The sequence below is a fragment of the uncultured Sulfitobacter sp. genome (assembly GCF_947502895.1).
Taxonomy (GTDB): domain Bacteria; phylum Pseudomonadota; class Alphaproteobacteria; order Rhodobacterales; family Rhodobacteraceae; genus Sulfitobacter.
This window is the reverse complement of the sequence record NZ_CANNBM010000001.1, coordinates 152,484-175,776: the sequence shown is the minus strand read 5'-3', so window position 1 is coordinate 175,776 and position 23,293 is coordinate 152,484. Positions and strand designations below refer to the sequence as shown.

At 54.0% G+C, this 23,293-nt stretch carries 24 protein-coding genes and 1 tRNA gene; 17 read left to right on the top strand and 8 right to left on the bottom strand.

Annotation, left to right across the window (positions count from 1 at the left end; genetic code table 11):
* Positions 1-71 precede the first annotated feature (71 nt).
* Positions 72-1,451, top strand: coding sequence for an MATE family efflux transporter (locus tag Q0903_RS00810; protein ID WP_299411950.1), 1,380 nt, complete (start codon positions 72-74; stop codon positions 1,449-1,451).
* Here Q0903_RS00810 and Q0903_RS00805 read toward each other — a convergent pair.
* Together Q0903_RS00805 and Q0903_RS00800 are read right to left on the bottom strand one after the other, a co-directional pair.
* Positions 1,448-1,849: a hypothetical protein gene (locus Q0903_RS00805; RefSeq protein ID WP_299411948.1), complete on the bottom strand. Its 402-nt coding sequence runs from the start codon at positions 1,847-1,849 to the stop codon at positions 1,448-1,450. The genes Q0903_RS00810 and Q0903_RS00805 overlap by 4 nt on opposite strands.
* Positions 1,850-1,908: 59 nt before the next feature.
* Positions 1,909-3,111, bottom strand: a complete 1,203-nt coding sequence (locus Q0903_RS00800) for a pyridoxal phosphate-dependent aminotransferase (RefSeq protein ID WP_299024124.1) — start codon at positions 3,109-3,111, stop codon at positions 1,909-1,911.
* Between the two features lie 92 nt (positions 3,112-3,203).
* On the opposite strand from Q0903_RS00800, the gene Q0903_RS00795 reads away from it, so the two are divergent.
* From Q0903_RS00795 to Q0903_RS00780, 4 genes are all read left to right on the top strand, one after another.
* Positions 3,204-3,620 (top strand): helix-turn-helix domain-containing protein, encoded by a 417-nt coding sequence (locus tag Q0903_RS00795; protein ID WP_299024122.1) that lies wholly within the window; start codon positions 3,204-3,206, stop codon positions 3,618-3,620.
* Entirely contained in the window at positions 3,613-3,903 is a 291-nt protein-coding gene (locus tag Q0903_RS00790) for a succinate dehydrogenase assembly factor 2 (RefSeq protein WP_299024120.1), read from the top strand. Before Q0903_RS00795 ends, Q0903_RS00790 begins: the two co-directional genes overlap by 8 nt.
* 82 nt (positions 3,904-3,985) lie before the next feature.
* The gene (locus Q0903_RS00785; protein ID WP_299024118.1) at positions 3,986-4,504 is read left to right on the top strand and encodes a winged helix DNA-binding protein; all 519 of its coding nucleotides are present in this window, start codon (positions 3,986-3,988) and stop codon (positions 4,502-4,504) included.
* Between the two features lie 362 nt (positions 4,505-4,866).
* Positions 4,867-5,688, top strand: coding sequence for a class II aldolase/adducin family protein (locus tag Q0903_RS00780; protein ID WP_299411943.1), 822 nt, complete (start codon positions 4,867-4,869; stop codon positions 5,686-5,688).
* Positions 5,689-5,891: 203 nt separating this feature from the next.
* On the opposite strand, the gene Q0903_RS00775 is transcribed toward Q0903_RS00780, so the two are convergent.
* The gene (locus Q0903_RS00775; protein ID WP_299411940.1) at positions 5,892-6,353 is read right to left on the bottom strand and encodes an Lrp/AsnC family transcriptional regulator; all 462 of its coding nucleotides are present in this window, start codon (positions 6,351-6,353) and stop codon (positions 5,892-5,894) included.
* Positions 6,354-6,500: 147 nt separating this feature from the next.
* Here Q0903_RS00775 and Q0903_RS00770 point away from each other — a divergent pair, with 147 nt between their 5' ends.
* On the top strand, positions 6,501-8,123 hold the full coding sequence (locus Q0903_RS00770; protein WP_299411938.1) for a thiamine pyrophosphate-binding protein: 1,623 nt from the start codon (positions 6,501-6,503) through the stop codon (positions 8,121-8,123).
* Between the two features lie 3 nt (positions 8,124-8,126).
* Here the strand turns inward: Q0903_RS00770 and Q0903_RS00765 are convergent, their stop codons facing one another.
* Positions 8,127-8,384, bottom strand: coding sequence for a DUF2061 domain-containing protein (locus tag Q0903_RS00765; RefSeq protein WP_299411936.1), 258 nt, complete (start codon positions 8,382-8,384; stop codon positions 8,127-8,129).
* A gap of 90 nt (positions 8,385-8,474) precedes the next feature.
* On the opposite strand from Q0903_RS00765, the gene Q0903_RS00760 reads away from it, so the two are divergent.
* The 5 genes from Q0903_RS00760 (at position 8,475) to Q0903_RS00740 (ending at position 14,446) form a co-directional block, all read left to right on the top strand.
* Complete coding sequence (locus tag Q0903_RS00760; protein ID WP_299411933.1) at positions 8,475-9,317, top strand: helix-turn-helix transcriptional regulator; 843 nt, start codon at positions 8,475-8,477, stop codon at positions 9,315-9,317.
* A gap of 602 nt (positions 9,318-9,919) precedes the next feature.
* The gene (locus Q0903_RS00755) at positions 9,920-10,615 is read left to right on the top strand and encodes an HNH endonuclease signature motif containing protein (protein ID WP_299411931.1); all 696 of its coding nucleotides are present in this window, start codon (positions 9,920-9,922) and stop codon (positions 10,613-10,615) included.
* Positions 10,616-10,853: 238 nt separating this feature from the next.
* Complete coding sequence (locus tag Q0903_RS00750) at positions 10,854-12,263, top strand: hypothetical protein (RefSeq protein WP_299411928.1); 1,410 nt, start codon at positions 10,854-10,856, stop codon at positions 12,261-12,263.
* A gap of 1,012 nt (positions 12,264-13,275) precedes the next feature.
* Positions 13,276-13,449: a hypothetical protein gene (locus Q0903_RS00745; RefSeq protein ID WP_299411926.1), complete on the top strand. Its 174-nt coding sequence runs from the start codon at positions 13,276-13,278 to the stop codon at positions 13,447-13,449.
* Entirely contained in the window at positions 13,436-14,446 is a 1,011-nt protein-coding gene (locus Q0903_RS00740) for a tyrosine-type recombinase/integrase (RefSeq protein WP_299411923.1), read from the top strand. The genes Q0903_RS00745 and Q0903_RS00740 overlap by 14 nt, the downstream gene beginning before the upstream one ends.
* A 61-nt stretch (positions 14,447-14,507) precedes the next feature.
* Here the strand turns inward: Q0903_RS00740 and Q0903_RS00735 are convergent.
* Positions 14,508-14,581 (bottom strand) — tRNA-Cys (locus Q0903_RS00735).
* Positions 14,582-14,748: 167 nt separating this feature from the next.
* On the opposite strand from Q0903_RS00735, the gene Q0903_RS00730 reads away from it, so the two are divergent.
* From Q0903_RS00730 to Q0903_RS00720, 3 genes are all read left to right on the top strand, one after another.
* Positions 14,749-15,402: a protein-L-isoaspartate O-methyltransferase gene (locus Q0903_RS00730; protein WP_299024106.1), complete on the top strand. Its 654-nt coding sequence runs from the start codon at positions 14,749-14,751 to the stop codon at positions 15,400-15,402.
* Positions 15,403-15,485: 83 nt separating this feature from the next.
* The gene (locus Q0903_RS00725) at positions 15,486-16,925 is read left to right on the top strand and encodes a TolC family outer membrane protein (RefSeq protein ID WP_299024104.1); all 1,440 of its coding nucleotides are present in this window, start codon (positions 15,486-15,488) and stop codon (positions 16,923-16,925) included.
* A 178-nt stretch (positions 16,926-17,103) separates the two neighbouring features.
* Positions 17,104-18,366, top strand: coding sequence for a hypothetical protein (locus Q0903_RS00720; RefSeq protein ID WP_299411919.1), 1,263 nt, complete (start codon positions 17,104-17,106; stop codon positions 18,364-18,366).
* 1 nt (position 18,367) lies between these two features.
* Here Q0903_RS00720 and Q0903_RS00715 read toward each other — a convergent pair whose 3' ends face one another.
* Complete coding sequence (locus Q0903_RS00715) at positions 18,368-19,828, bottom strand: cobyric acid synthase (RefSeq protein WP_299411916.1); 1,461 nt, start codon at positions 19,826-19,828, stop codon at positions 18,368-18,370.
* 77 nt (positions 19,829-19,905) lie between these two features.
* On the opposite strand from Q0903_RS00715, the gene Q0903_RS00710 reads away from it, so the two are divergent.
* On the top strand, positions 19,906-20,481 hold the full coding sequence (locus Q0903_RS00710; RefSeq protein WP_299411914.1) for a cobalamin biosynthesis protein CobQ: 576 nt from the start codon (positions 19,906-19,908) through the stop codon (positions 20,479-20,481).
* Between the two features lie 51 nt (positions 20,482-20,532).
* Here Q0903_RS00710 and Q0903_RS00705 read toward each other — a convergent pair whose 3' ends face one another.
* Positions 20,533-20,853 carry a DUF6280 family protein gene (locus Q0903_RS00705; protein ID WP_008228933.1) on the bottom strand — a complete coding sequence of 107 codons (321 nt, stop codon included), beginning with the start codon at positions 20,851-20,853 and terminating at the stop codon, positions 20,533-20,535.
* A gap of 219 nt (positions 20,854-21,072) precedes the next feature.
* Between Q0903_RS00705 and efp the strand changes: the two genes are divergently transcribed.
* Entirely contained in the window at positions 21,073-21,636 is a 564-nt protein-coding gene (gene efp / locus Q0903_RS00700; protein ID WP_299024099.1) for an elongation factor P, read from the top strand.
* Between the two features lie 88 nt (positions 21,637-21,724).
* On the opposite strand, the gene Q0903_RS00695 is transcribed toward efp, so the two are convergent.
* On the bottom strand, positions 21,725-22,468 hold the full coding sequence (locus Q0903_RS00695; protein ID WP_299411910.1) for a folate-binding protein: 744 nt from the start codon (positions 22,466-22,468) through the stop codon (positions 21,725-21,727).
* Positions 22,469-22,548: 80 nt separating this feature from the next.
* Between Q0903_RS00695 and Q0903_RS00690 the strand changes: the two genes are divergently transcribed.
* The gene (locus Q0903_RS00690) at positions 22,549-23,226 is read left to right on the top strand and encodes a TIGR04283 family arsenosugar biosynthesis glycosyltransferase (protein ID WP_299411908.1); all 678 of its coding nucleotides are present in this window, start codon (positions 22,549-22,551) and stop codon (positions 23,224-23,226) included.
* Positions 23,227-23,293: the final 67 nt, after the last annotated feature.

Sequence of the window (23,293 nt, the reverse complement as noted above, 5' to 3'; positions counted from 1 at the left end):
AGCGTGTCGCGGGACATTTGCCGCTTTTCGACAGCCACGGTTCGGCCTAGACAGAGGTTATGCATCAAACCATGTCCACCCCCGCCCACGTTCGTGCAATTGCGATTCTTGGCCTTCCGTTGATCGGCGGGCATTTGGCGCAGATGGCGATTGGCGTGACCGATACGGTGATGCTGGGCTGGTACGGGGTAGAAGCGCTGGCTGCTGTCACGCTGGCCTCGACCTACTTCTTTGTGCTGTTTATTTTTGGCTCCGGGTATGCGTGGGCCGTGATGCCCATTGTCGCGACGGCACAGGCGGAAGGCGACGAGGTAACGGTCAGGCGCAGCACACGTATGGGTCTTTGGCTCAGCTTCGGGTTTGCTCTGCTTGCTTTGCCTTTGATGCTTTTTGCGGGGCCGATATTGCGGCTGATGGGGCAGGGTGAGGATGTGGTCGTGCGCTCGGCTGAGTATCTGGCCATCGCGGGTTGGGGCATTTTGCCTGCATTGTTTGTCATGGTTCTCAAAAGCTATCTTGCCGCACTGGAGCGGACCCAGATCGTGCTGTGGATCACGGTGCTGGCGGCTGTGGTAAATGCGGTTGTCAATTACGCGCTGATATTCGGAAACTGGGGGGCCCCGGAAATGGGCGTGCGCGGTGCGGCGATTGCATCGCTGTGTACGCAGATCGTGTCGCTGGTCGGGGTGGTAATCTATGTGCGCATCGCACTGTCCGAGCACGACCTGTTCCGCCGCCTCTGGGCTGCGGATTGGGACATGTTGCGAAAAGTATTCTCATTAGGTTGGCCGATTTCGATCACCGCGCTGAGCGAAGTGGGGCTGTTTGCGGCCTCTGCTTTGATGATGGGCTGGCTGGGGACAATACCGCTGGCCGCACACGGGATCGGGCTACAGTTGGTGTCGATCACCTTTATGGTGCATCTAGGGCTGAGCAATGCGGCCACAGTGCGGGCGGGCAATGCATATGGCCGTTCGGATGCCGATCATCTGGCGCGGGGGGCGCGGATTGTGACAGTCATGTCGCTGGTGTTCTCTGTGCTGACTGTTTCTTGTTTCTTTTTGTTTCCAGAGTTCTTTATCAGCATTTTCATCCTTGATGATGATCCGGCCCGCGCGCAAATCTTGCAAATCGGGGTTGGTATTCTGTTTATGGCGGGGCTTTTCCAACTGGTGGATGGCACGCAGGCCATTGCGTTGGGTGTTCTGCGCGGGGTGCAGGATACGCGGCGACCCATGGTATATGCCGCGATCAGCTATTGGGGCATTGGGGTACCGATATCATATTTGTTGGGCTTTACCTTTGGACTGGAAGGTGTGGGCGTTTGGGCAGGACTTGGTATCGGCTTGGGCGTGGCCGCAGTGTTGCTGAATGTCCGTTTTTGGCGCACGGTCTTGCCGAACGTACGCGCAGGGCGCAGCGCATCAACGGGGCAAACCCCTGTCGCTTAGTCTTGCGTTAGCCGCGCTGCTTTTTTGCGCACCAGCGTGCTGCGCAGGTCATGCATCGCCAGCAGCAGCGGGTCCGTCACGGCCTCTAACTGTTCATCCGTTGCGCGGCTTTGGACCCAATGGGTTGTGGTGTTAAGATAGTCGACCGCACGTAAGATGTCGTCAATCTCACGGTGGGCGAGGGTACGCGCGCGTTCGTTCATCCAGTCCTTGATTGCGGTGATATCTGTTTCGGACAGATTGCGGTCGCCATGCGCCTTGATCTCGCCATTGCGCATGTTGAGAACGGCGATCTGGTCCATCTCGATGCGCCGCTGGCGGTTTTCGGTATCAAGTCTAAAGACAAACGCGCCGTTTTCGCGCACGCGAAAATAGTATTCGGGCAGCTTGTCGGCCATGGGTCGGGTCCTTCGTTTTGTCTGTGGAAAGGGCAGCGCACGATGCGCCGCCCTGATGCTCAGCTCAGGCTAGCGCAAAAATCGGTGATCCGTTTGCAGGCTTCTACCAGATTTTCGTCTGACGTCGCATAGCTGACGCGGAAGTTGGGGCTGAGGCCAAAGGCAGCACCAAAGACCACCGCCACACCTGTTTCCTCCAGCAATGCCGTCGCAAAGATTTCGTCATTTTCAATGACAGTGCCTGCTTTGGATGTCTTGCCAATACAGCCGGCAATCGACGGATACACATAGAATGCACCATCAGGTACGGGGCAGCGAATACCCTCGGCTGCATTCAGCATTTCCACCACCAGATTGCGGCGGCGGACAAACATCTCGTTGTTGGGAACAATGTAGTCTTGTGTCCCGTTCAGCGCCTCGACTGCGGCCCATTGGCTGATCGTGCAGGGGTTGGAGGTGGATTGCGACTGGACCTTGCGCATTGCACCAATCAGTTTTTCCGGCCCGGCAGCATAGCCGATGCGCCAACCCGTCATGGAATAAGCCTTCGAGACACCATTCACTGTCAACGTGCGGTCATAAAGGCGTGGCTCCACCTGCGCTGGGGTACAGAACTTGAAATCATCATAGACCAGATGCTCATACATATCATCGGTCATCACCCAGACATGCGGGTGGCGCATCAGCACGTCTGTCAGCTGCTTGAGTTCGTCCCAAGTGTAACCCGCACCAGTCGGGTTGGACGGCGAGTTGAAAATCAACCACTTTGTCTTGTCTGTAATCGCCGCTTCCAGCTGATCAGCCGTCAGTTTGAAACCGGTCTGCAAAGAGGCCTCGGCGATAACAGGGGTGCCGCCAGCCAACAGAACCATATCCGGATAGCTGACCCAATACGGGGCAGGGATCACGACCTCGTCGCCTTCATTGAGAGTGGCCATGAGCGCATTGTAAAGCACCTGTTTGCCACCGCTCGAAACGCTTACTTGGGAGGGCGTATAGTCCAGCCCGTTGTCACGCTTGAACTTTGCGCAAATCGCCTGCTTCAACTCGGCGATACCATCCACGGCCGTGTATTTTGTTTTGCCCGCAGCGATTGCGGCGACGGCCGCGTCTTTGATGTTCTGCGGTGTGTCAAAATCAGGTTCGCCTGCGCCGAGGCCGATTATATCGCGGCCCGCTGCTTTGAGTTCTTGCGCCTTCGTCGTCACCGCGATGGTGGGCGATGGTTTGACGCGGGCAAGTGTACGGGAGAGCAGTTCCATTTCGGCCTCATTACGTTATACAGCGGTCATGTCAGTCATAGGGGGTGGCCCCCCGCGTATGCAAGCGTCTTTGGCGCGATAGGAGAAGACTAATGACCCATTCAGACGATTCCGAAACACCGACCGATTGGTATAGCCCCGATGTGGCTACTTTCGGGGATCGTGTCGCGGCTGCCCGTGATGCAGCGGGGATGACGCAAGCCGTGCTTGCGCGGCGTCTGGGGGTACGGGTGACGACACTGCGCGCGTGGGAAAACGACGTTTCCGAGCCGCGTGCGAACCATTTGTCCATGCTTGCAGGCTTGTTGAACGTTTCGATGATGTGGCTCATCAACGGTGGCGGCGAGGGGCTGGACGGCACAGAGGAGCCAAGTGTCCTGAACAGCGACGCGGCTGATCTGTTAAACGAGATGCGCAGCCTGCGGGTTGAGCTGTCCCAGAGCATGAAGAAGGTGGCGCGACTGGAAAAACGTATGCGCGCTGTAATGACGGTGGGCGCTGATGTTTGAAATGCCCCGCCCAGACCGCCCCGAAAACGAGCCGCGTGAAGTACGCATCAAACGCCTTGCCATGCGTTCCATGCGGCGGGGAATTAAGGAAATGGATTTGATCCTGTCGGCATATGCGGATGAGTGCCTTGGCGACATGGAGGAGGCATCGCTGGACCTCTACGATGATCTGCTCGATGAGAACGACCATGACCTTTACCAATGGGTCACTGGACAGTTCGCACCAAAACCACCCTATGTAGAATTAATAAAGTCCATCCAAGACCATATTTCTAAAGGGTAATTTGTTTGTAAGGGTTTTAACGAAATATTCTGATTTATTCTGCACTCTGACCGCAATAGCCAACCAAAAGTCGGAGAGTAGTATGAGTATTCAGGATCCCATTGGCCTGCCAGCCAATGAGAAAGCATTCCCCCCCGAAAAAGGGTTCATGACCGGATATCTGGAGGCGCTCTCACTGGTAGAGCGGCTGCATCGGTTGTTGTTGGATGTGATCAAGGACGAGTTCGAGCGTGTCGGTGTTTTGGAGATAAACGCGGTGCAGGCGCTGTTGTTGTTCAACATCGGCGATAACGAGGTAACGGCAGGCGAGTTGAAGAGCCGTGGTTACTATCAGGGCAGCAATGTGAGCTATAACCTGAAAAAGCTGGTTGAGATGGGGTATATGCACCATCAACGTTGCGAAATTGACCGTCGCTCGGTCAGGGTGCGTTTGACAGAAAACGGTCGCTATATCAGGGATGTGGTGGCCGAACTTTTTGCACGTCATGCAGGGGGTCTGGAAGACCGCGGCGTGCTGGGGCCCGAAGGTATCATCGAGATAACAGCATCGCTCAAACGGGTTGAGCGGTATTGGACCGATCAGATACGGTACATCTACTAACCGCTCATATACTTGCGCGGGGCACGAAACTGTCCCGCGTGGCTTGGGCTATCCTTCAAGGCTATCCGCTGCTTTGCTTGGCTTGCGGTCAGCATTGGCAAATGCACTAGCAGATCCCTCCACGACAACCGCAAGGGATGCCCCGCCAAGAAACCGTATGTTCTGGGGCCGCTTTTCGTGCGGAGTAAATTCGGCGCAATGCGACAGCGATCTTTGCGCTGTGGCGGTGGTCAGCTTTTATACGCGCTTTCGAAATACGTATCGCGCTTCAACTGCGCGTTATGCTGCGCGCGCATAATTGACAGGTGCCACTTCCCCGTCCGACAGTGCAAAGAACAGCTGGTTTTGGACGGGAGATCGATATGAATACGCAAACAGCCCTCGGCGCAGGGGGATTCGACATTCCCGATCCCGCGACATTACTCAGCCTCAAAGATGTGGTGAGTGATGCCGAGTGGACCTTGCGCTGTGAGCTGGCGGCGACCTATCGGTTATGCGCGATGCATGGTTGGACAGATCTTGTGTTCACTCACATCTCCGCGCGCCTTCCTGATGAAGATGGTGAAGAACGTTTCCTGATTAACCCCTATGGGGTGATGTTTGACGAGATGACAGCCTCTTGCCTCGTGAAAATTGATCTGGACGGGAACATCTGCTCCGAAACACCCTATTTCATCAATCCAGCAGGTTTCACCATTCATAGTGCCATCCATGCTAATCGCGATGACGCGGGCTGTGTAATTCACGTGCATACACCCTATGGCGTTGCTGTCTCTGTGCAAAACGGCGGGCTGCGCCGCTATACTCAGTTTGCCATGACTGTCATCAATGATCTGGCCTATCATGACTATGAGGGTATTGCCCTTGATCTTGATGAACGCGCACGCATCGTTTCGGACATTGGCACCAAAAGTCTTTTGATGCTGCGTAATCACGGCACGCTTACTGTTGGACCCAATTGCGCCATTGCTTTCCTCCGGATGTATTTTCTGGAAAACGCCTGCAAGACCCAGATTCTTGCGCAGGCTGCGGGTGAGGGCGCGCTGCATGAAGAACCACCGGAGATGGCGGACACTGTCGCAGGGCAAGCCGCTGCCGCGTTCACGCCTGGGATGGGGGACAACCTTGTCTGGCCAGGCCTCATGCGCAAACTGGCGCGCCAGAACCCCGGACATGATAGGTGAGATTGCAGGGCGCGCTGGCGTGATCTCTGTTTGAGCAGATCAGTCTGAAACACCAATAAGGACACCCCGCTGTGCGCCGCGGGCGGGCTGTCTGCTGATGCATTCGTTTTCACTTGAAACTTGCGTCCATATAACATGAACAGACTGGTTCAGCAGGCAGCGTGCCCCGTTGGATCGAATAGTAACGCCGACACCTGAGCGGTTCAGAGGTCTACTGGCAATGCGCCATATGTTTTCAGTTGTCTTAGTATGAAAATGGTTGTCGTTGTTTTTACGACCTTCAAGCCAAGCAGATCCCGCATGATAAAATGCTCTAAACCTTCGGGGTCGGTAGCGGCGACCTTTAGCAGGTAGTCAAAATCACCCGTAATTGACGCACATTCCAGCACTTGTTCATGCCTGTCGATGAAGGCTTGGAATATGCTGATCGAAGCAGGTTCATGGTCAACGAGCGACACCTGCACATGCGCAAGGGCGCGCAGACCCAGTTTCTTGCCATCAAGGATTGCCGCGTAACGGGTGATGTAGCCATCTTCTTCGAGCCGTTTGACACGGCGCCAACATGGCGAGGGGGATAACCCAACAGACTCTGACAGCGCCTGCGTGCTTGCGCGTCCGTCACGCTGCAGAACCTTCAATATCAGCTTTTCAAAAGTGTCGAGCAAGATTTTACCTGTTCCGGTGTGATTTGAGACAGAATTTACCCAGTATAGCGCATTGCAGAACAGGTTGAAAGACTTTTCACCCACCGAAGGTGGTATCGTTTCTGTAGAAATATCACAGCAAGCAACTTGCAGAAAGGGATCCCCTCAATGAGTGGCCAGAGCTATGTCTATCAATCCATTGCGCGCGCGGTGAAAGACCACGGCAGCAAAAAGATGTTCGGCCTGATGGGGGATGCCAATTTGTTTATGGTGGATAGTTTCGTGCGCGATTTTGGGGGCGATTTCATCCCTGCGGCACACGAAGGTAGCACGATCTTGATGGCGGCCGCCTACGCCCATGTCTCGGGGCATGTTGGTGTTGCCACAGTCACTCATGGTCCTGCACTGTCAAATTGTGTGACCGCCCTTACCGAAGCTGTTCGCAGTCATGCGATGGTTGTGGTGTTGGCAGGGGACACGCCAGCTGACAATCCGCGACACTTGCAGAGTATCGACCAGCGGGAATTGGTGAAGGTCACAGGCGCGGGCTTTGTTCAGCTGCGGACGCCCGCAACCGTAGGCGAGGACGTTGCGCGCGCGTTTTACCGTGCGCGGATCGAACGCCGCCCTATCGTGTTAAACATGCCAGCTGATTTCATGTGGCAACAAGCTGACTTTGCGATTCAGGTGCTGAATGTATTCACGAAACCTGGCGGGGTGGCTGAAGGCGACGCACTGGATAATGCAATCGGCATGATCGCCTCGGCGCGGCGTCCGTTGATCCTCGCAGGGGGCGGGGCTATCCATGCGCGTGATGAATTGGTGCGACTTGCCGACCGTCTGGAAGCGCCTCTTGCGACTACTCTGCGCGCCAAGGGGCTATTTAATGACCACCCCTACAACATCGACATCTTCGGCACGTTGTCCACGCCCGAGGCGTATGACCTGATTGCAAAGTCCGATTGCATAATCTGCTTTGGCACAGCCCTGCATGATTTCACGACCGACCGTGGCAAGCTGATGCAAGACAAGCGCATCGTGCAGGTAGACAGCGACCCAAAAGCGATTGGCGGCGGGTTGCATCCAGACGTCGCTTTGATCGCAGATGCCGGGTTGACCGCGAAGACAATAGTCTACTGGCTGGACGAGGCAGAGATTCAACCAAGCGGATTTACAGCTGAGTTGGATACAGCCTCGCTCACTGCGCATCTGCCGGGATCTGGCAAAGCACCGGAGGGGTATGTGAACTATGTTGAAGCCCTTGAGCGGTTGGAGACTGCTTTGCCCAAAGACCGTGTGCTGGTCACAGATGGCGGGCGCTTTATGACGGAAGTATGGTGCCGTGTCTCGGTGCCTAATCCCCAGAGTTTTATGAACAGTGTGAATTTTGGTGCTATCGGATTGGGCCTGCAAGAAGCTGTAGGCGCAGCGGTCGCAGCGCCCGATCGGCCCGTTGTGCTGTTCAGCGGTGATGGTGGTTTTATGATGGGGGGTATTAATGAGTTCAACACAGCGGTGCGCCTAGGGCTCGATTTGATCATCATTATCGCCAACGATGCCGCTTATGGTGCCGAACATATCCAGTTTGTAGACCGGCAGATGGACCCGAGCCTGACACAGTTCGCGTGGCCATCCTTTGCGGGCATTGCAAACGCTCTTGGCGGAACAGGGTTCGAAGTGCGCTCGGGTGGGGACCTTGACGAGGCGCTTGACCAGCTTGCGCGCCGTAGCGGCCCCGTTCTGATCGAGCTTCGCCTCGACCCCGCGGATGTGCCCCGTATGCGCATTTGATCGCTAGTCGTTGATCTGGCCTGTATTAATCTTGCCCCATGACACTCTGGACCATGCCATTTCATGAAGAAAATAGGCAGCAAAACCGGCAGCGGCACCAGTAAATGCAATGCCGCTGCTGGCAGCGACAGACCCCGTGAAGACGAAACCGATCAGCATCATAGTGAAGAGACCGGCAATCTGCCATGTCACTGATTTGATAAGGAGTCTGGTTTTACTATCCATTTTTGCACCGTTCTTCATGCTGGCTTGTGTTTCCAAACTGGTAAAGCTTGAGCGCGCATATGGACATTGGGTGAATTTGCTGCGCTAACTCTATTTTGTTAACTTTAATCTGCAGAGTGAATAAGAGTGGACAAACGATATCGCGCAGACATTTTTCGCAGTCGTCTCGAAGAGGCGATGTTACGTAAAGGTGTAAGCAAAAGTGCTTTGTCTAGAGCGGCGAAGGTGGACCGTTCAACCATCGGTCAACTGCTGAAGGGTGATCATCCGCGATTGCCGAATGCTCAGCTGGCAGCTGACGTTGCTGTTGCGATGGACGTAAGTACTGACTGGCTGTTGGGGCTGACAAATCGGCCAGAGACGCCTGGTGATATCGTGGCGGCAGCGCTTTCTCTTAGTCCGGCCGAGAGGACTTCAGCAGATGAACAGCTGCTTGATTGGCACCGTGAGGCAGCAGGGTACAAGGTGCGCCACGTACCTGCCACGCTGCCAGATATTCTAAAGACAAGGCGTATGTTGGAGTGGGAGTACGCAGCCGTGCAAGAGCGTCGTCTGCCCGAAGCATACAACGCCATGCAAGACCAGCTTGAATGGCTCTCCTCGGGGGTTTCCGACTATGAAATCGCCATTCCCCTCCATGAAATCGAAGCATGCGCCGCAGGAACAGCGTATTATGCTGGCGTCGACATAGGCATTCGCCAAGAACAGTTGAACTTAATCGCAGATACATGCGAACAGATGTTTCCGAGGCTGCGAATATTCTTGTTTGATGCGCACCGTGTTTTCAGCTCTCCGATCACCGTGTTTGGGCCGAACTTGGCTGTTGTATATGTCGGCCAATGTTATCTCGCGTTTCGCGAGGTCGAACGCGTGAAATCTCTTTCAAACCACTTCGACTGGCTGGTGAGAGAAGCAACTGTTGATGCGCGCAATGTGCCGTCATTTGTTCGCGCGCTGTTGTTAAAGTGATTTGATTGGGCTGTGTACCTTTGCACCAAGCGCACGACTGGAATGCGAAACTTTGGCATCCGGAATAGAGGGGATAAGTGGAGGCGAGTAGGAGAATCGAACTCCTGTACACGGATTTGCAAGACTAGGCATGAGGTTGAATTTAAACGATATCCAGTTTAGATTTGTGCAAGTATTGGCAAGAACATAGAGTGAATGTTTAGAGGTTGTTTTGCGAGAATAGCCAAATCAACGTACCTACGAATACCTGACGGACAGCATGAATGTTTGGAAAGAATGATGGGCAAAAATAGGACAACGGTGAGAAGAAATCTTGAAAAATTCTAGGTCCGCTGTTTGTGAAAAGGATGTCTAATGCCGTCAACCAAAGGCAGACGTCGCCTTTAGACAGGGCGGAAACCGGTCGTTCGCTGCACTTTGTTTGAACGTCAGCTATAGGCCCCAAAAAACTGCCGTTCGATTGAACCGGATTTGTGACGATGCGGCATTCTAAGAGCCGACATTACCGTGAAACATTTGTACTTGTTTCATAAGGCACTTTTACCCCTACATGTTCAGAAATAGCCTTTTGGAAAACGAGTAAATCCCCTAATAAATCGTTTATGAGTAAACAAAATCTGAACACTTCGCAACGACGAGCGATTTGGACCGTTCATGGTGAGCGGTGTTACCTCTGTCATGAACTCTGTGTATTCTCTGATACTGAGATTGACCACGTAATACCGGAACGTCTTGCGGAATCAGATGATCTGCCGACGATTTTAAAAGGATTCGGCCTTGATGATGCCTTTGATCTATTCTCATACGAAAATCTCCTCCCGTCTCATAGTGCCTGCAATCAACGTAAGTCCGGTCGTGCCTTCAGGCCTTCACCCATTGTCCAACACGAGATCGAACGAGCTATAGAAAAGAAGAATTTAGTCGAACAACTGATTGTGAAGACAGACCAAAAACGTAAGAAAGACAAGGTCTTTGCTGATGCTCTTATTCTGATTGAAGCAGGGGAAATTAGCCAGAAAGATATTAAGCTTTTGCAAGAAGCCGAGCTAAGCCTGCGGGAGGTTAACGCGCCGTATCGTGAACCCGAGCGAGCTAATCAACCGCTGATGCTGACACCCCAGCTACAAATCATCCACCAAGACCAGTACAGAACGATTGTGCAACACCCGTCAGGGAGAACGGGTCATACAGCTCCAATCGGTAAGGGTAGTCATTGGAGCTGGCACTGCCCCAATTGCGGTGTTACAGGTTGGTCTGGAACTATGTGTATTCAGTGCGGTATGATGAGTGACGACTGAGAAAGAAACGTATTGGCAAATGGAGGACAAAGCTGGCCTTAGCGATATTTTTCGCCAATAGCAGATTCGAGTAATCTACAAATTTATTGGTGTGGCTGAATTCACGCATTGCTAGCATTCTTTGTGCAAGCAGAAATCAACTAATTGGCGGCAAAAACATTGAACGAAAAGCAACGGTACTGGTGAAGGCAGGTTGTTGGGGGTCCTTTCTCCCATTCTCATTACTGACCTGCTGGTAATGAGCTGGGCAATTGAAGCCTTTCGAAATGGAAGAAAGGCGCTTGCGCTAGCCCATGCTTCGATTCCGGGAGAGTTGGAGGAACATAAGATCGGAGGGAGGTATTTCATCCCACCTTGGAATATTGATGCGGTTATCAATGAGCGGCTCGTTCTTGGTATTGCACCTAATCCCAGAGGTCGACCTCTTAACCTTAAGTCCTGGGGGGCAATAGCCAAACTTCTAAATACATATAATGGCCTAGCGAATATCGAAGGTGTCAAAGACTTTGACGGCAACGAGATTATAGCTGCAATGCCGCGTCTCTTCTGGCCACAGTATGACTGGCAAATGGGGTTCGAAAACTCGTTTAGGATTGCTCGGGCGTGGTATGTATATGTGACTCCAGCTGGTAAGAAGGCTTTTGCGCGGAAACACCTGATTGATCTTGAGCTCTTCTTAAGAGTTACGTTTGCAATCTATGCTTTAACCGAACAGAATCCCGCGGCTAGAGCATCAAGCCTTGAAGATGTCGGAGCTACAAAAGCAGAGATTTTTCAGATTCGAAAGATAATTGGAGAAACCCTCAGTGGGCATGTGAACTTTGCTCAATCGATAAGAAACTCGGATATTCCAAGGGACTTTAAGAGGAGCATTGTAAAGGAACGACCGCTATTTGAAATAGATGATCGAAAAGGCCGGGTTTTCTTAGTTCCATCCCGCGAGCAATTGTTACTCAGGATAACTGACGGTCTTTACTATGATATTGTCCAAGACAGCAATGCGCGGCGAGTTTCTGGCGACTACTTCGAAGACTTGTGCTTTCAACTTATTAAACACTACTGCGGGACTTCGAGCGACGTGGACCGAGAAAAGGACACCTCATACGGAAAAAGCGCTGATCTGTTCGTTATGGACAAAGCCTCTGACTTAGGAATTGTCGTTGAATGCAAGATTAGGCGGATTCCACAGAGAATCCTCACCTCTCCTGATCCTTGGCGGGACTGCAAGGACGATTTTGGCGACCTTATCAAGGGTGTAGTACAGATTTGGCGTACGAATAGCGAGCTATTCTCAACTTCAGGTAAAAGCCTTGTAGGAGTTGTTCTGTTGTATGATCCGTGGACCGTGATGGGGAATTCTTTTCTGGAAGAGATATTCGTGCGCGCGGGGCGTTTAGCGGACGATCTGTCGGTTCCAGAACGTGACCGAATTCCTGTAACTTTTGCAGGGTTAGCCGACTTTGAGATATGCTTGAGAGCTTACAGCGTCCCGGACATACATAAAGCTGTTTCTCGTTCGAATGACGACGATTTTCATGGATACCTATTGTCGGGAGTACTCAGCAGCATCGCAGAAAAGGGAAGAAGTAAGGCTAGGTTCGATTATGTGGCCCTTGCGAAATCTGCTGTTTCTTGGTGGGGTAAGTAGTGCTGACTTGCGGGCGTCAGCGAGGTTATATTGCGTTCCTATTTCTTAGAGCTATAACTACGAAAAGCTAGTAACGCGATTCCCGAGGCTAGACACTGCAATTTCCTGCAGCGAAAGATCGCTTTCCGAACATGTGTCGAACGGCCATGTCCGCTTTGGGCTGGGAGCGGTCGTTAGACGTCCAATGCACCGAGGTCCGCAATGGGCCGTTCGTGTAACTTTGCAAAGCGCCCTTTTGGGTCCAGACCTTGGCATAAAACGTGTCGGGTGAGCTTTGCCCTCTCTCAAGGCGCTAAGCATGTTCCTAACGCAATGCAACTATCTCTGAGCCGCACGTTTTATATGCACCAGCTTCGAGCAGAGGCGAACAGAGGGGCGTTTAGATCGCTTAGGTCGCCTTGTTTGTCTGGGTACCCTGCCGCCATGGCCGGCGTGCTGCCTCTTGCCGCGAATTCGTGTGCTTTGCAGCAAAAAGGCTCAGCTGTGCAGCAAGACACTTGATAGCAGCGGGAACATCAGCCTGTCACCCTCGTAGACGTAAGTATCGAAGAGGGTGAGAGGCGAGGAAATTACTCTAACTTGGTAATATATGCTTTTAGTGACACCAAATGACGAAAAACGTTCGGATACTCTAGGGAGGCGGCATTTGTTGTCACTAATCTACGACGGGCCGGTAACAATGTTCGCCCGTCCGTAAGCTCCCCAGACATATACTGCACTCAGCACGGTTTACCGTTCGATTTATCGCGCGGTGCGGGGGTCTGGGAAGACTAACGCCTCTATGTTCTAGAACAAGTTTGATCATTTATTTACCTTCCAACGCGTGGCTGGTATTTTGCATCTGACCGGATGCTTGGCCCAGAGTTCAGTCAGAGAAACCGTCACTAGGGCGGATTTCGGTAACGAATTGTTACAAAAACCTATATGCCTTTAGTGACACCATCTGAAAAAACTCTTTGCATATTTTCGCGGTTCTCTGCCTTAGCTGCTCATATCAGCAAGGATATTTGATATGTCGGCCCCAAAGATTGAACAGCGTGCACTTAATATTCTCGATGCTTTTGAGAAGTCGGGCAGGGTGGTCAGTCGCGTTACGATTGAGGGCAGAAAGATCGAACTTGTGCTATCTAAGGAGCTAATAGTGGATGAATTTGAAAGGGTGGATATGCGCCATGACAAAACGTGAGCTTCCCAAGCACGTCTACAAGCAAAGAAACGGCCTGTATTTTCAGCGGCGTGGTTGGCCTTCGCAAAAGTTCTCAAGTGAATTTCAGACACCTGAATTTTGGAAAGAATATGCCGATATTTTAAGTGGTAAAGCCCCTCCAAAGCGCGTGATTTCTCGTGATTTTGCGGCACTTATAAAGAATTATCGCGGTTCTCACCGCTACAAACGTTTAAAGCCACGCACAGCGTTGGACTATGATAAGTATCTAGAATTCTTCCTGACAATTATGGCAGGCACGAATCCAGCAAACATGAAGCGCAAGGACGTTATCCGGCTGCGCGATGCGAATGCACAAAAGCCTTACTTTGCCAATTACTCTTTGAGGGTGTTGCGAATTGTCATGGAGCATTGCGTCGATCTGGGGTGGCGTGAGACAAACCCTGCCAAAGGTGTCCCTGAGATCAAAACCGAAAAAATAGAGCGCGATCCATGGCCTCGTGAACTGCTTGAGCTGTACCGTGCGACTTGCCCCATTGGCACCCGTGAACGGCTAGTTATGGAGCTTTGTGTCGGTACCGGACAGAGGATCGGTGACGTGCTCGAAATGCGGTGGTCTGACATTCAGGACGGCGCTTTTGTTGTAAAGCAGAACAAGACCAATAAGGAACTCTGGGTTCCGATCTTGCCTGAACTGCAAACGGCCTTGAACGTCGCCAGCCGCCATTCTGTGTTTATCTTGACCAATGAGAAAGGGACGAACCGTTGGTCTTATCGTGGGGCATCTCAGGCTATCCGTAATGTGCGGCAGCAGGTTGGTGCGCTCAACTATGATATACACAGTTGGCGCTATAACGCCGCCTGCGAGCTGCTTGAGGCCGGCTGCGAAGATGATCTCATTGCAGCTGTGACAGGGCAAAGCCCCGCGATGGTGTTGCACTACACCAAGAAGGTTCGCCAGAAGCTGCGCGCCATTCAAGCGCAGCAAAAGAGAACGGAACAAAAACAGAAAGTTTAGACGAATGTTTAGACTTTACTAAACCCGACTTGGAGGTATCTCCTAAGTCATTGAAAGTAAGTGGAGGCGAGTAGGAGAATCGAACTCCTGTACACGGATTTGCAATCCGCTGCGTAACCACTCCGCCAACTCGCCAACGGTGCCCCGCTTTAAACCAGGTCTGTGAGGGCCGCAAGGGGCAAGATGGGCTGCTTTGCTGTGCGATTGCGGTTTGCTGCAAAGCGAGGGATGCGGCGTTGCTGCTGGGTGCTGGTTGTGGCACATTGGGGCAGATCAGGATTCTGTATAGACGAGCTTTCCCCATGACCGATTTTTCCCAGCGCCGCACGATGATGGTCGACACGCAGGTGCGCCCGTCAGATGTTACCAAATTTCCCATTATTGATGCGATGCTGAGTGTCGCACGCGAGGACTTTGTTCCGACCGCCCAGCGTGAGGCAGCCTATGTGGGCGAGAACCTCGATCTTGGACAGGGGCGCGTTCTGCTAGAACCGCGCACATTGGCCAAGATGTTGGATGCGCTTGCCATCGACGGTGATGAGCTGGTTCTGGATGTTGGCTGTGGGCTGGGCTACTCAACGGCGGTTATTGCGCGCATGGCGCAAGCGGTTGTCGCAGTTGAGCAGGACGAAGACATGGCCCGAGAGGCGCAAGAGGCGCTGATGACGGCGAATGCGGATAATGCGGTCGTACACCATGGCGAGCTTGTGGCCGGTGCGGCGCAACATGGTCCGTATGACGTTATCGTAGTGCAGGGCGGCGTGACGCATATTCCCGCCAGCTTGACAGACCAGCTCAAAGAGGACGGTCGCATCGTCGCGCTTTTCATGGACGGTGTGCTGGGCGAGGTTCGGTTGGGCCACAAACGGGCAGGGCAGATCAGCTGGCGCTTGGCGTTTAATGCCACTGCACCCGTTTTGCCGGGATTTGAGCGGGAAATGACGTTTACGTTTTGACGAAGGGTGGCGTGCTGCGCGCCATACTTTGATGGCACACAAAAGGTCTATCTTGGCCGGTGCATAGTTTTGGGGGCTGATGAATGGCAATTTTGGATGTGAAGCGAGCAGGCGTCGGCGCATTGCGTATGGGCGTTTTCGGGCTGGTTGCTGCTGTGGTCACAGGGGTGAGCGCGCCAGTGGCGCGGGCGGATACATTCGCAGATGCTTTGGTAAGTGCCTACAATCATTCTGGCCTGCTGGAGCAGAACCGTGCATTGCTGCGGGCTGCTGACGAAGATGTTGCCGCCGCGGGTGCTGCCCTTAAACCCGTCCTGCGCTGGACGGCTAGCCTTACGCAACGCTTTGGTCGGGCGCAGACCTCCCTCTTGGTAGGGGCCCAAGATGCTGACAGTCTCGTTGCCAACGGGTCTTTGATTGCCGATCTTTTGCTTTATGATTTTGGCGCTACTGCGCTGGGCATTGATGTGGCCAAGGAAACTGTATTGGCGACGCGTCAGGCCCTTATTAGTATCGAGCAACAAGTTCTCCAGCGCGCGGTTCAGGCCTACATGGGTGTAATCGAATCTAACGAATTTGTGGCCCTCCGTCAGAACAACTTGCGCGTTTTGACGCAAGAATTGCGTGCTGCGCGGAACCGTTTCGAAGTAGGTGAAGTTACGCGTACCGACGTCGCATTGGCCGAGGCACAATTGGCGCAAGCCCGCAGCGGTCTGGCTTCGGCACAGGGTAACCTTGCCATTGCGATAGAGGAATATCGCAACGTGATCGGACGCAAACCAGGTCGGTTGGCCCCGCCACCGCGCTTGCCCAAGTTGAGCAAGAGTGTCGATGCTGCCAAAGCGCTGGCTGTTCGTACGCACCCCGATTTGCGCGGTGTCCAGCATCAGGTAACGGCAGCAGAGTTGGCTATCAAACGGGCTGAGGCGCAAAAACGTCCCACGGTCTCTGCGCAAGGCACACTGTCGCTCAGCAAGAACCTTGATAGCAGTAATTTCAGCACAGGTGCATCCATCGGCCTGAATGCTGGTGGGACGATCTATGCAGGCGGTGCCCGATCAGCTGCGGTGCGTCGTGCGCAGGCGCAGCGTGATGCACAGCGCGGAAATTTGCATGTTGTTCGCCACAATGTGCAGCAGAATGTCGGCATCGCCTATGCACAGCTAAGTTCTGCCCGTGCTTCGTTGGAAGCGTCAGAGCGCCAGATCAGAGCGGCGCGCATCGCGTTCCGCGGTGTGCGTGAGGAAGCAACATTGGGCGCACGGACCACACTGGACGTGCTGGATGCGGAACAGGCGCTTCTGGATGCCGAAGCCGCGCGCATTTCTGCGCAGTCACAGGTCTATGTCGCGACCTATCTCGTCCTGTCGACTCAAGGGCAGCTCACAGCGCGCGATCTGCGCTTGCCGGTGCAGCAATATGACGTGACCGAGTATTACAATCTGGTAAAAGACAGCCCGACAAAGCAGTCCGAGCAAGGCGCACAACTAGACCGGGTTTTGAAGCGCTTGCAGAAAAACTAGGTGTCTAGACTTAGCAAATAGTCAGCGGGCCGTCCTCTTGGGCGGCCCGTTTTGCTGGTACTGACCGTACGCCTGCGTTAAGGCAACAGGCTAATTTTATAATTTTTAACGATTTTCGCCCCATTGTGAGAATCCCATCTACGGGTTATCTTGGCGACTGAGTAGAGAGTGGTGAACAATGTCGAAAGCTGTCACGAATGAAGAGGTTGAAGACGTGCTGTCTTCGATCCGCCGTCTGGTATCAGAAGACAAGCGTCCGCTGGCCGGCTTACGCAACCCAAAGCCAGAGCAGGTGGCTGCTACGCCTGATCCTGTGCAAAATGATGTTGCCGCAGACCGTTTGGTGCTGACCCCTGCATTGCGTGTGGCAGACGATGCGCCGCTGCCTGAAGAAGATACGCAGCCGCTTGATCTTGGGTCGGTCGCACGGGAAACTTGGGTCGCTTCGGACGAAGACGATGCAGATGACGCGCTGGATGATGATGGCCCGATGGTTCTATTCCCGTCCAACGCCGATGAGGTGGAGGAAACTAACACATTGGATGCTTTGGTGCAGAGCGCACTGAAAGACGAAGCGCAGCACACAGAAGAATTTAACGACCATTTCGATGGGCCGCAGGACTACGCAGATTCTCAGCCGTCCGAGGGCGCGCATGAAGACCAGACGCACGAAGACCAGACGCATGAAGATCATGCACAGGCTGCTGCCTTCATGTCCGATGATGATACGCTGGAAGACGGCGACTATGGTGATGAAACGTATTGGGACGTAGAAGACGCGCCACACGCCGACATGCTAGTAGAGGATGCCGAAGAGGATGATGCGCCTGTCGAAGCTGCTGATTGGGATATCGAGGACGATACTCCCGCGCAGATTGAGCCTGTCGCTGATGAGATGCACGAGGACGAAGCCGACGATACCAGTGTTCAATATGATGATACGTCAGGTCTGGATGCCGATGACAGCACGCCTGAAGAGTTCTTTTTTGAGGCAGACGGGCAGGGCGAGTCAGAGCCTGCTGCGCAGTCTTCGACCATTCCGCTGACGGCAAAACTGGCTGCACTTGAAGCTGCGGTTGGCGAGATCGCGAATGATTGGGAACCTGACGGGGACGAGATTGAGACACTCGCCGCATCCGTGGCACCTGCAATGGCATGGGAAGATGATGTTCCGCTAGACGGCACTGGTGCGCCACTGCACAATGAAACGCCGGAGCAGGTGGATGTAACCCCTGATGCGGCCGAGACGGTCACTGCTGCTGCGGCCCCTACGGGCAGTTCAGACGATCAGCTGATGGACGAAGAAACCCTGCGCGATCTGGTGAGCGAAATTGTGCGCGCCGAATTGCAAGGTGCACTGGGAGAGCGGATCACCCGCAATGTGCGGAAACTGGTCCGCCGTGAAATTCACCGTGCACTGACAGCGCAGGAAATGGAGTAACTCAGGCCGTCTGACCTGCCAGTTCGATCAGCGCATCAATGTCAAAATAACGCTCCATATGCGCGGCCAAAGCGTCGAGTGTTTCTTCCACGCCGTCATCATAAGCAATCGTTGAGGTTGCCCCAAGCGATGCAAGATAGGCGGCGCGGAAATTGTCCGAGGCAAAAAGCCCGTGCAGATAACAGCCCCAAACGCGCCTGTTCGCAGCGGTTGCACCTTCATCTGTCCCTTCCAGCTGCAAGACAGGGCGTGTGCAGTCTGCACCTACCGTTGAGCCTATATGAATCTCGTATCCGTTTATATCTGTACCACTTTCCAGATGGGTGCCGCTGCGTTGGGCAAGATGCTTGATTGGTTCAAGCACCGTATCCACCGCCAGATGACCGAGGCCTGCAACGGTGCTTGCTTCTCCCTCGACGCCTAAGGGATCGCTGATGGTTTGGCCCAACATCTGATACCCGCCGCAGAGCCCTGCAAGGTGCCCTCCGCGCCGCACATGCGCAGCGATGTCGATGTCCCACCCTTCGCTACGCAAAGCAGCCAGATCCGCGATAGTGGATTTGCTTCCGACCAGCAGAACAAGGTCGGAATCGGCAGGGATAGGGGTTCCGCGCGTGATCATCCGTAAATCTACATTAGGTTCGGCGATCAGCGGGTCCAGGTCGTCAAAATTCGAGATGCGCGGCAATTGTGGCACCGATATCACCAACCCTGCGCCGCCCGAGCGTGCGCGCGCTGGCAGGTCCATCACATCTTCGGCGGGCAGGCGGCTGGCCTGATCGAACCATGGTAACACCCCCAGCGAGGGCCAGCCCGTACGTCGAACAATATCATCCCGACCTTCGTCAAACAGGCTGCGATCGCCGCGAAACTTGTTTACGCAAAAGCCTTTGACCATAGCCCGATCATCGGCATCCAGCACCGCGTCAGTGCCAACGATTTGCGCAATTACGCCGCCACGATCAATATCGCCCATCAGGATCACAGGCACATGCGCCGCCCGCGCAAACCCCATATTGGCAATATCCCCTGCGCGCAGGTTCGTCTCGGCGGGGGATCCTGCACCCTCAACCACGATCATGTCACACTGGCTGGCAAGGCGCGAAAAGCTTTCTAGCACAGCAGGCATAAGCGTGGTTTTTTTACTGCCAAAGGCACGTGCTTCCTGATTGCCCACGACCTTGCCTTGCACAACCACCTGCGCACCTGTCGCAGTTTGCGGTTTGAGCAACACCGGGTTCATATCGGTGTGAGGGTCCACACCACATGCACGCGCCTGCAACGCCTGCGCGCGCCCGATTTCGCCGCCATCTGCGGTTACTGCGGCGTTGTTGGACATGTTTTGCGGCTTGAATGGCCGGACCTCTAGCCCGCGAATGCGCAACGCGCGCAGCAGCCCTGCCACAACCATGGATTTTCCAACATTGCTGCCCGTACCTTGTATCATGATGGCTTTTGCCATTGCGTGTCCTTGCCGAGAGAGTGAACATCCGAAGGCGGATAATGCGCGTAAAATGCCCTCAAGGAAAAGTGGAATAGATGAACACACCGGCACATTTACTGATTGGTGCAGCCGTGATGGGCAAAAAGGGTAATCGCGCAGTCATCTGGGCCGCGATGGCGGGCGCATTGGCCCCTGACTTATCCCTTTATCTTTTGGCGGGCGGGTCGCTTTATCTGCTGGGGATATCGCCGCGCGTAGTCTTCGACGAGTTATATTTTTCCGATAGCTGGCAAACCGTTTTTGCGGTCGATAACTCGTTTTTGCTGTGGGGGGCGATGCTGGCCTTTGCACTTTGGCGGCAGATGCCGCTTGTGGTTGCATTTGCGGGCGCAGGTCTCATTCATTTGTGTCTCGACTTTCCGTTGCACCATGATGACGGACGCGCGCATTTCTGGCCGTTAAGTGATTGGGTATATGAAAGCCCTTACAGCTATTGGGACCGTGGGCATGGCGCACATTTGATTGGCCCTGTTGAGGGGGCGCTGTCGGCTGCGGCAGCGGTGCGCTTGTGGCTTTGGCGGCCCGGTTTGCTGATCGCGACCACCGCCGCTATCTTATTGATGGCAGAGCTATGGATCACGTGGATCTGGATATTTGTGTTCAGCCAATAAAAAAACGCAGCCCGAAAGCTGCGTCTTTTTTCAGTACAGGGAGAAGTGCGGTTAAGCGGCTTCGGCCTGCTGGGCGGCATTGCGACGCTCTGACTCTTCGCGTGACAGGGCGACGGAAGTCCGTACACCTTTGCCGACGAAATCCATCAGACCGGTTACAACACGCTCGTTCGGGTCAATGCCCGCACAGCTGAGTACTTCACGGCCATCGCGCGAACGCGCCCAACGGGCGATCTGCTCTGGGCCATTGCCATATTTCTTGTCATCTGCGATTGCATCATCGAGTGCAGCCAGTACTACAGCTGCGAACAGTTTACGGGCGCGGTTACCTTGTTCGTTATTAAAGGCCGTGCCATCAACGAAATCTTTCAACTCGTCGTCCTTCCATTATTCTTGCTCTTGTCATTTTCGGCGTCCGCTTCTTCTGACATATCTCGAGCGATTCGGATACCCTGTTTACGCATGGCAGCTATGCCAAATTTGCATGGCTTTTGCTGCACTCGCTACTAAACACGGCTGCTTGCGCGTGGTTTCTACGCAAGATATAGGCGTTAACAAGATTTCATCAACCTTTTGCCAGAGTTTTGCCACATGCCCAAAATCAACGGAAACGAGATTCGCCCTGGAAATGTCCTTGAACACAACGGCGGCCTTTGGGCGGCTGTAAAGGTCGATCATGTAAAACCGGGCAAAGGTGGTGCATTTGCGCAAGTCGAGATGAAGAACCTGCGCAACGGTTCCAAATTGAACGAGCGTTTTCGCAGCGCGGATAAAGTCGAGCGTGTGCGTCTGGAGCAAAAGGACCAGCAGTTCTTGTATGAAGATGCAGGGATGCTGGTACTGATGGACACCGATACCTACGATCAGGTGCAACTGGCTGCCGATCTGTTGGGCGATCGCCGCCCGTTCTTGCAAGACGGAATGATGATCGTCGTCGAGTATTATGATGATGAGGCAATCAACGCCGCACTTCCCCAGAAGGTCACCTGCAAGGTCGTCGAGACAGAACCAGTGGTGAAGGGCCAAACAGCTGCGAATTCGTTCAAGCCTGCCATTCTGGACAACGGTGTAAAGGTCAGCGTACCGCCATTCGTAGGTCAGGACGAAGACATCATCGTCAATACAGAGACATTTGAATATGTTGAGCGTGCCTAGGCATCAGGACCACATGTAAAAGTCTGAGCGCGGCCCTTCAGGCCGCGTTTTTTGTTTGTCCATCACGTAACGTGTGCAACTGACAGCTTTAGGCAAGGCGGGTGACTGTCGCGTCCTGTGCCGTCATCTCGCCAGTGGCGCGGTCATAGCGCAGATAGGCCAAGGCCTGATCGCCCGACCGGCTGAGCAGGGTGCCTGCAGGCTTTTCTCCTGACAGGATCGCTGCACCAGTTTGTGCGCTGCCCTGAACTGCAACCAAGGCCAGACCTTTGCGCAGTTCGGTTTTATGCTTCATGCGCGCGGTGACCTCTTGGCCAACATAACAGCCCTTGCGAAAATCGACGCCGTTGAGCCGTTCAAACCCCATTTCCAGAATAAAGCTGTCAGGGGTCAACTCAACCCCGCTGGAAGGGATCATGTGTGTCACATGCAGAGCTGTCCAATCGGTGTTGTCGTCTGTCTGCAGGGTTTCACGATACGCCCGCCAACCCAGCGCGTCATGGCGCGGATCAGCCATAGCATCTTCGGGTATCGCGCCAGTGCCGCGGTGAACGTACAAATCAGTCTTTTTGATCGTCACGTCAGCGCGCAGCTTGTACATGGACAGGCGTTGAACCAGCATATCGGCCTGTGCGGTGTCCGCGTCCAGCAACACCGCATCGTCCTTCGCTGACAAAAAGAAATCCGCCATGTATTTACCTTGTGGCGTGAGGATTGCGGCATAGACGAGACCACTGTCGACGCCCGAAATGTCATTGGTGATCAGGCCTTGCAAAAAATCGCGTGTATCTTTGCCTGCAAGGCGCAGGATCGTACGGGCGGGTGCGTTCATCGGACTGTCCTTTTGGCGTTCTGTTTAATATAGCAATGATCGCTTCGCTTTACAGGGGGCAGATGGTGATGAGGGCAAAGATGCGCGCGCAAATTTCAGTGGTTATCCCGACATTGGATGCTGAACCGGCCCTTGGCCCGTGTCTGGGTGCGCTGATGGAAGGCTTGGATCAGGGGCTGATCCGCGAGTTGATCGTGAGTGATGGCGGATCAACCGATGCCACAGGTGCGGTTGCCCAGGCATGGGGGGCCATAGTTCTGCATGGTCCGCCGTCGCGCGGGGGGCAACTAAAACGCGGTGTGGCTGCCGCGCAAGGAGAGTGGATACTGATCCTTCATGCGGACACAGTACTGAGCGCAGGCTGGTGCGAAGCTGTCAGCGCACATCTGTCAAAGCCAGACCGTGCAGGCTGGTTTCGGCTGGCCTTTGATCGCGGCGGGATGGCGGCGCGGTTTGTTGCTGGTTGGGCAAACCTGCGCAGCCGCGCGGGGCTGCCCTACGGGGATCAGGGGTTGTTGATCCATCGCCAGCTCTATGATGCTTCAGGTGGCTATCCTGACCAGCCTTTGATGGAGGATGTGCATATTGTCCGCCGCCTGCGCGGCAAGCTGTGCGAGATGGGCGGCGTGGCTGTTACATCAGCTGTGCGGTATCAAAAACAGGGCTGGATACGACGCGGTATTCGCAATCTTTGGACGCTGCTGCGCTACTTCGCGGGGGTCTCTCCCGAGGTGTTGGCGCAGGCCTATCGGCGATAGCGCGTGCATCTTTTTGGCAGGATTGATCCAATTTTTGGCAGGATTGATCCAAATGGCACGCCTGAGG

Coding starts and splice junctions, on each gene's coding strand:
- Q0903_RS00810 (WP_299411950.1), top strand. CDS start 72: ATGTCCACCCCCGCCCACGTTCGTGCAATTGCGATTCTTGGCCTTCCG.
- Q0903_RS00805 (WP_299411948.1), bottom strand. CDS start 1,849: ATGGCCGACAAGCTGCCCGAATACTATTTTCGCGTGCGCGAAAACGGC.
- Q0903_RS00800 (WP_299024124.1), bottom strand. CDS start 3,111: ATGGAACTGCTCTCCCGTACACTTGCCCGCGTCAAACCATCGCCCACC.
- Q0903_RS00795 (WP_299024122.1), top strand. CDS start 3,204: ATGACCCATTCAGACGATTCCGAAACACCGACCGATTGGTATAGCCCC.
- Q0903_RS00790 (WP_299024120.1), top strand. CDS start 3,613: ATGTTTGAAATGCCCCGCCCAGACCGCCCCGAAAACGAGCCGCGTGAA.
- Q0903_RS00785 (WP_299024118.1), top strand. CDS start 3,986: ATGAGTATTCAGGATCCCATTGGCCTGCCAGCCAATGAGAAAGCATTC.
- Q0903_RS00780 (WP_299411943.1), top strand. CDS start 4,867: ATGAATACGCAAACAGCCCTCGGCGCAGGGGGATTCGACATTCCCGAT.
- Q0903_RS00770 (WP_299411938.1), top strand. CDS start 6,501: ATGAGTGGCCAGAGCTATGTCTATCAATCCATTGCGCGCGCGGTGAAA.
- Q0903_RS00755 (WP_299411931.1), top strand. CDS start 9,920: ATGAGTAAACAAAATCTGAACACTTCGCAACGACGAGCGATTTGGACC.
- Q0903_RS00750 (WP_299411928.1), top strand. CDS start 10,854: ATGAGCTGGGCAATTGAAGCCTTTCGAAATGGAAGAAAGGCGCTTGCG.
- Q0903_RS00745 (WP_299411926.1), top strand. CDS start 13,276: ATGTCGGCCCCAAAGATTGAACAGCGTGCACTTAATATTCTCGATGCT.
- Q0903_RS00740 (WP_299411923.1), top strand. CDS start 13,436: ATGACAAAACGTGAGCTTCCCAAGCACGTCTACAAGCAAAGAAACGGC.
- Q0903_RS00730 (WP_299024106.1), top strand. CDS start 14,749: ATGACCGATTTTTCCCAGCGCCGCACGATGATGGTCGACACGCAGGTG.
- Q0903_RS00725 (WP_299024104.1), top strand. CDS start 15,486: ATGGCAATTTTGGATGTGAAGCGAGCAGGCGTCGGCGCATTGCGTATG.
- Q0903_RS00720 (WP_299411919.1), top strand. CDS start 17,104: ATGTCGAAAGCTGTCACGAATGAAGAGGTTGAAGACGTGCTGTCTTCG.
- Q0903_RS00715 (WP_299411916.1), bottom strand. CDS start 19,828: ATGGCAAAAGCCATCATGATACAAGGTACGGGCAGCAATGTTGGAAAA.
- Q0903_RS00710 (WP_299411914.1), top strand. CDS start 19,906: ATGAACACACCGGCACATTTACTGATTGGTGCAGCCGTGATGGGCAAA.
- efp (WP_299024099.1), top strand. CDS start 21,073: ATGCCCAAAATCAACGGAAACGAGATTCGCCCTGGAAATGTCCTTGAA.
- Q0903_RS00695 (WP_299411910.1), bottom strand. CDS start 22,468: ATGAACGCACCCGCCCGTACGATCCTGCGCCTTGCAGGCAAAGATACA.
- Q0903_RS00690 (WP_299411908.1), top strand. CDS start 22,549: ATGCGCGCGCAAATTTCAGTGGTTATCCCGACATTGGATGCTGAACCG.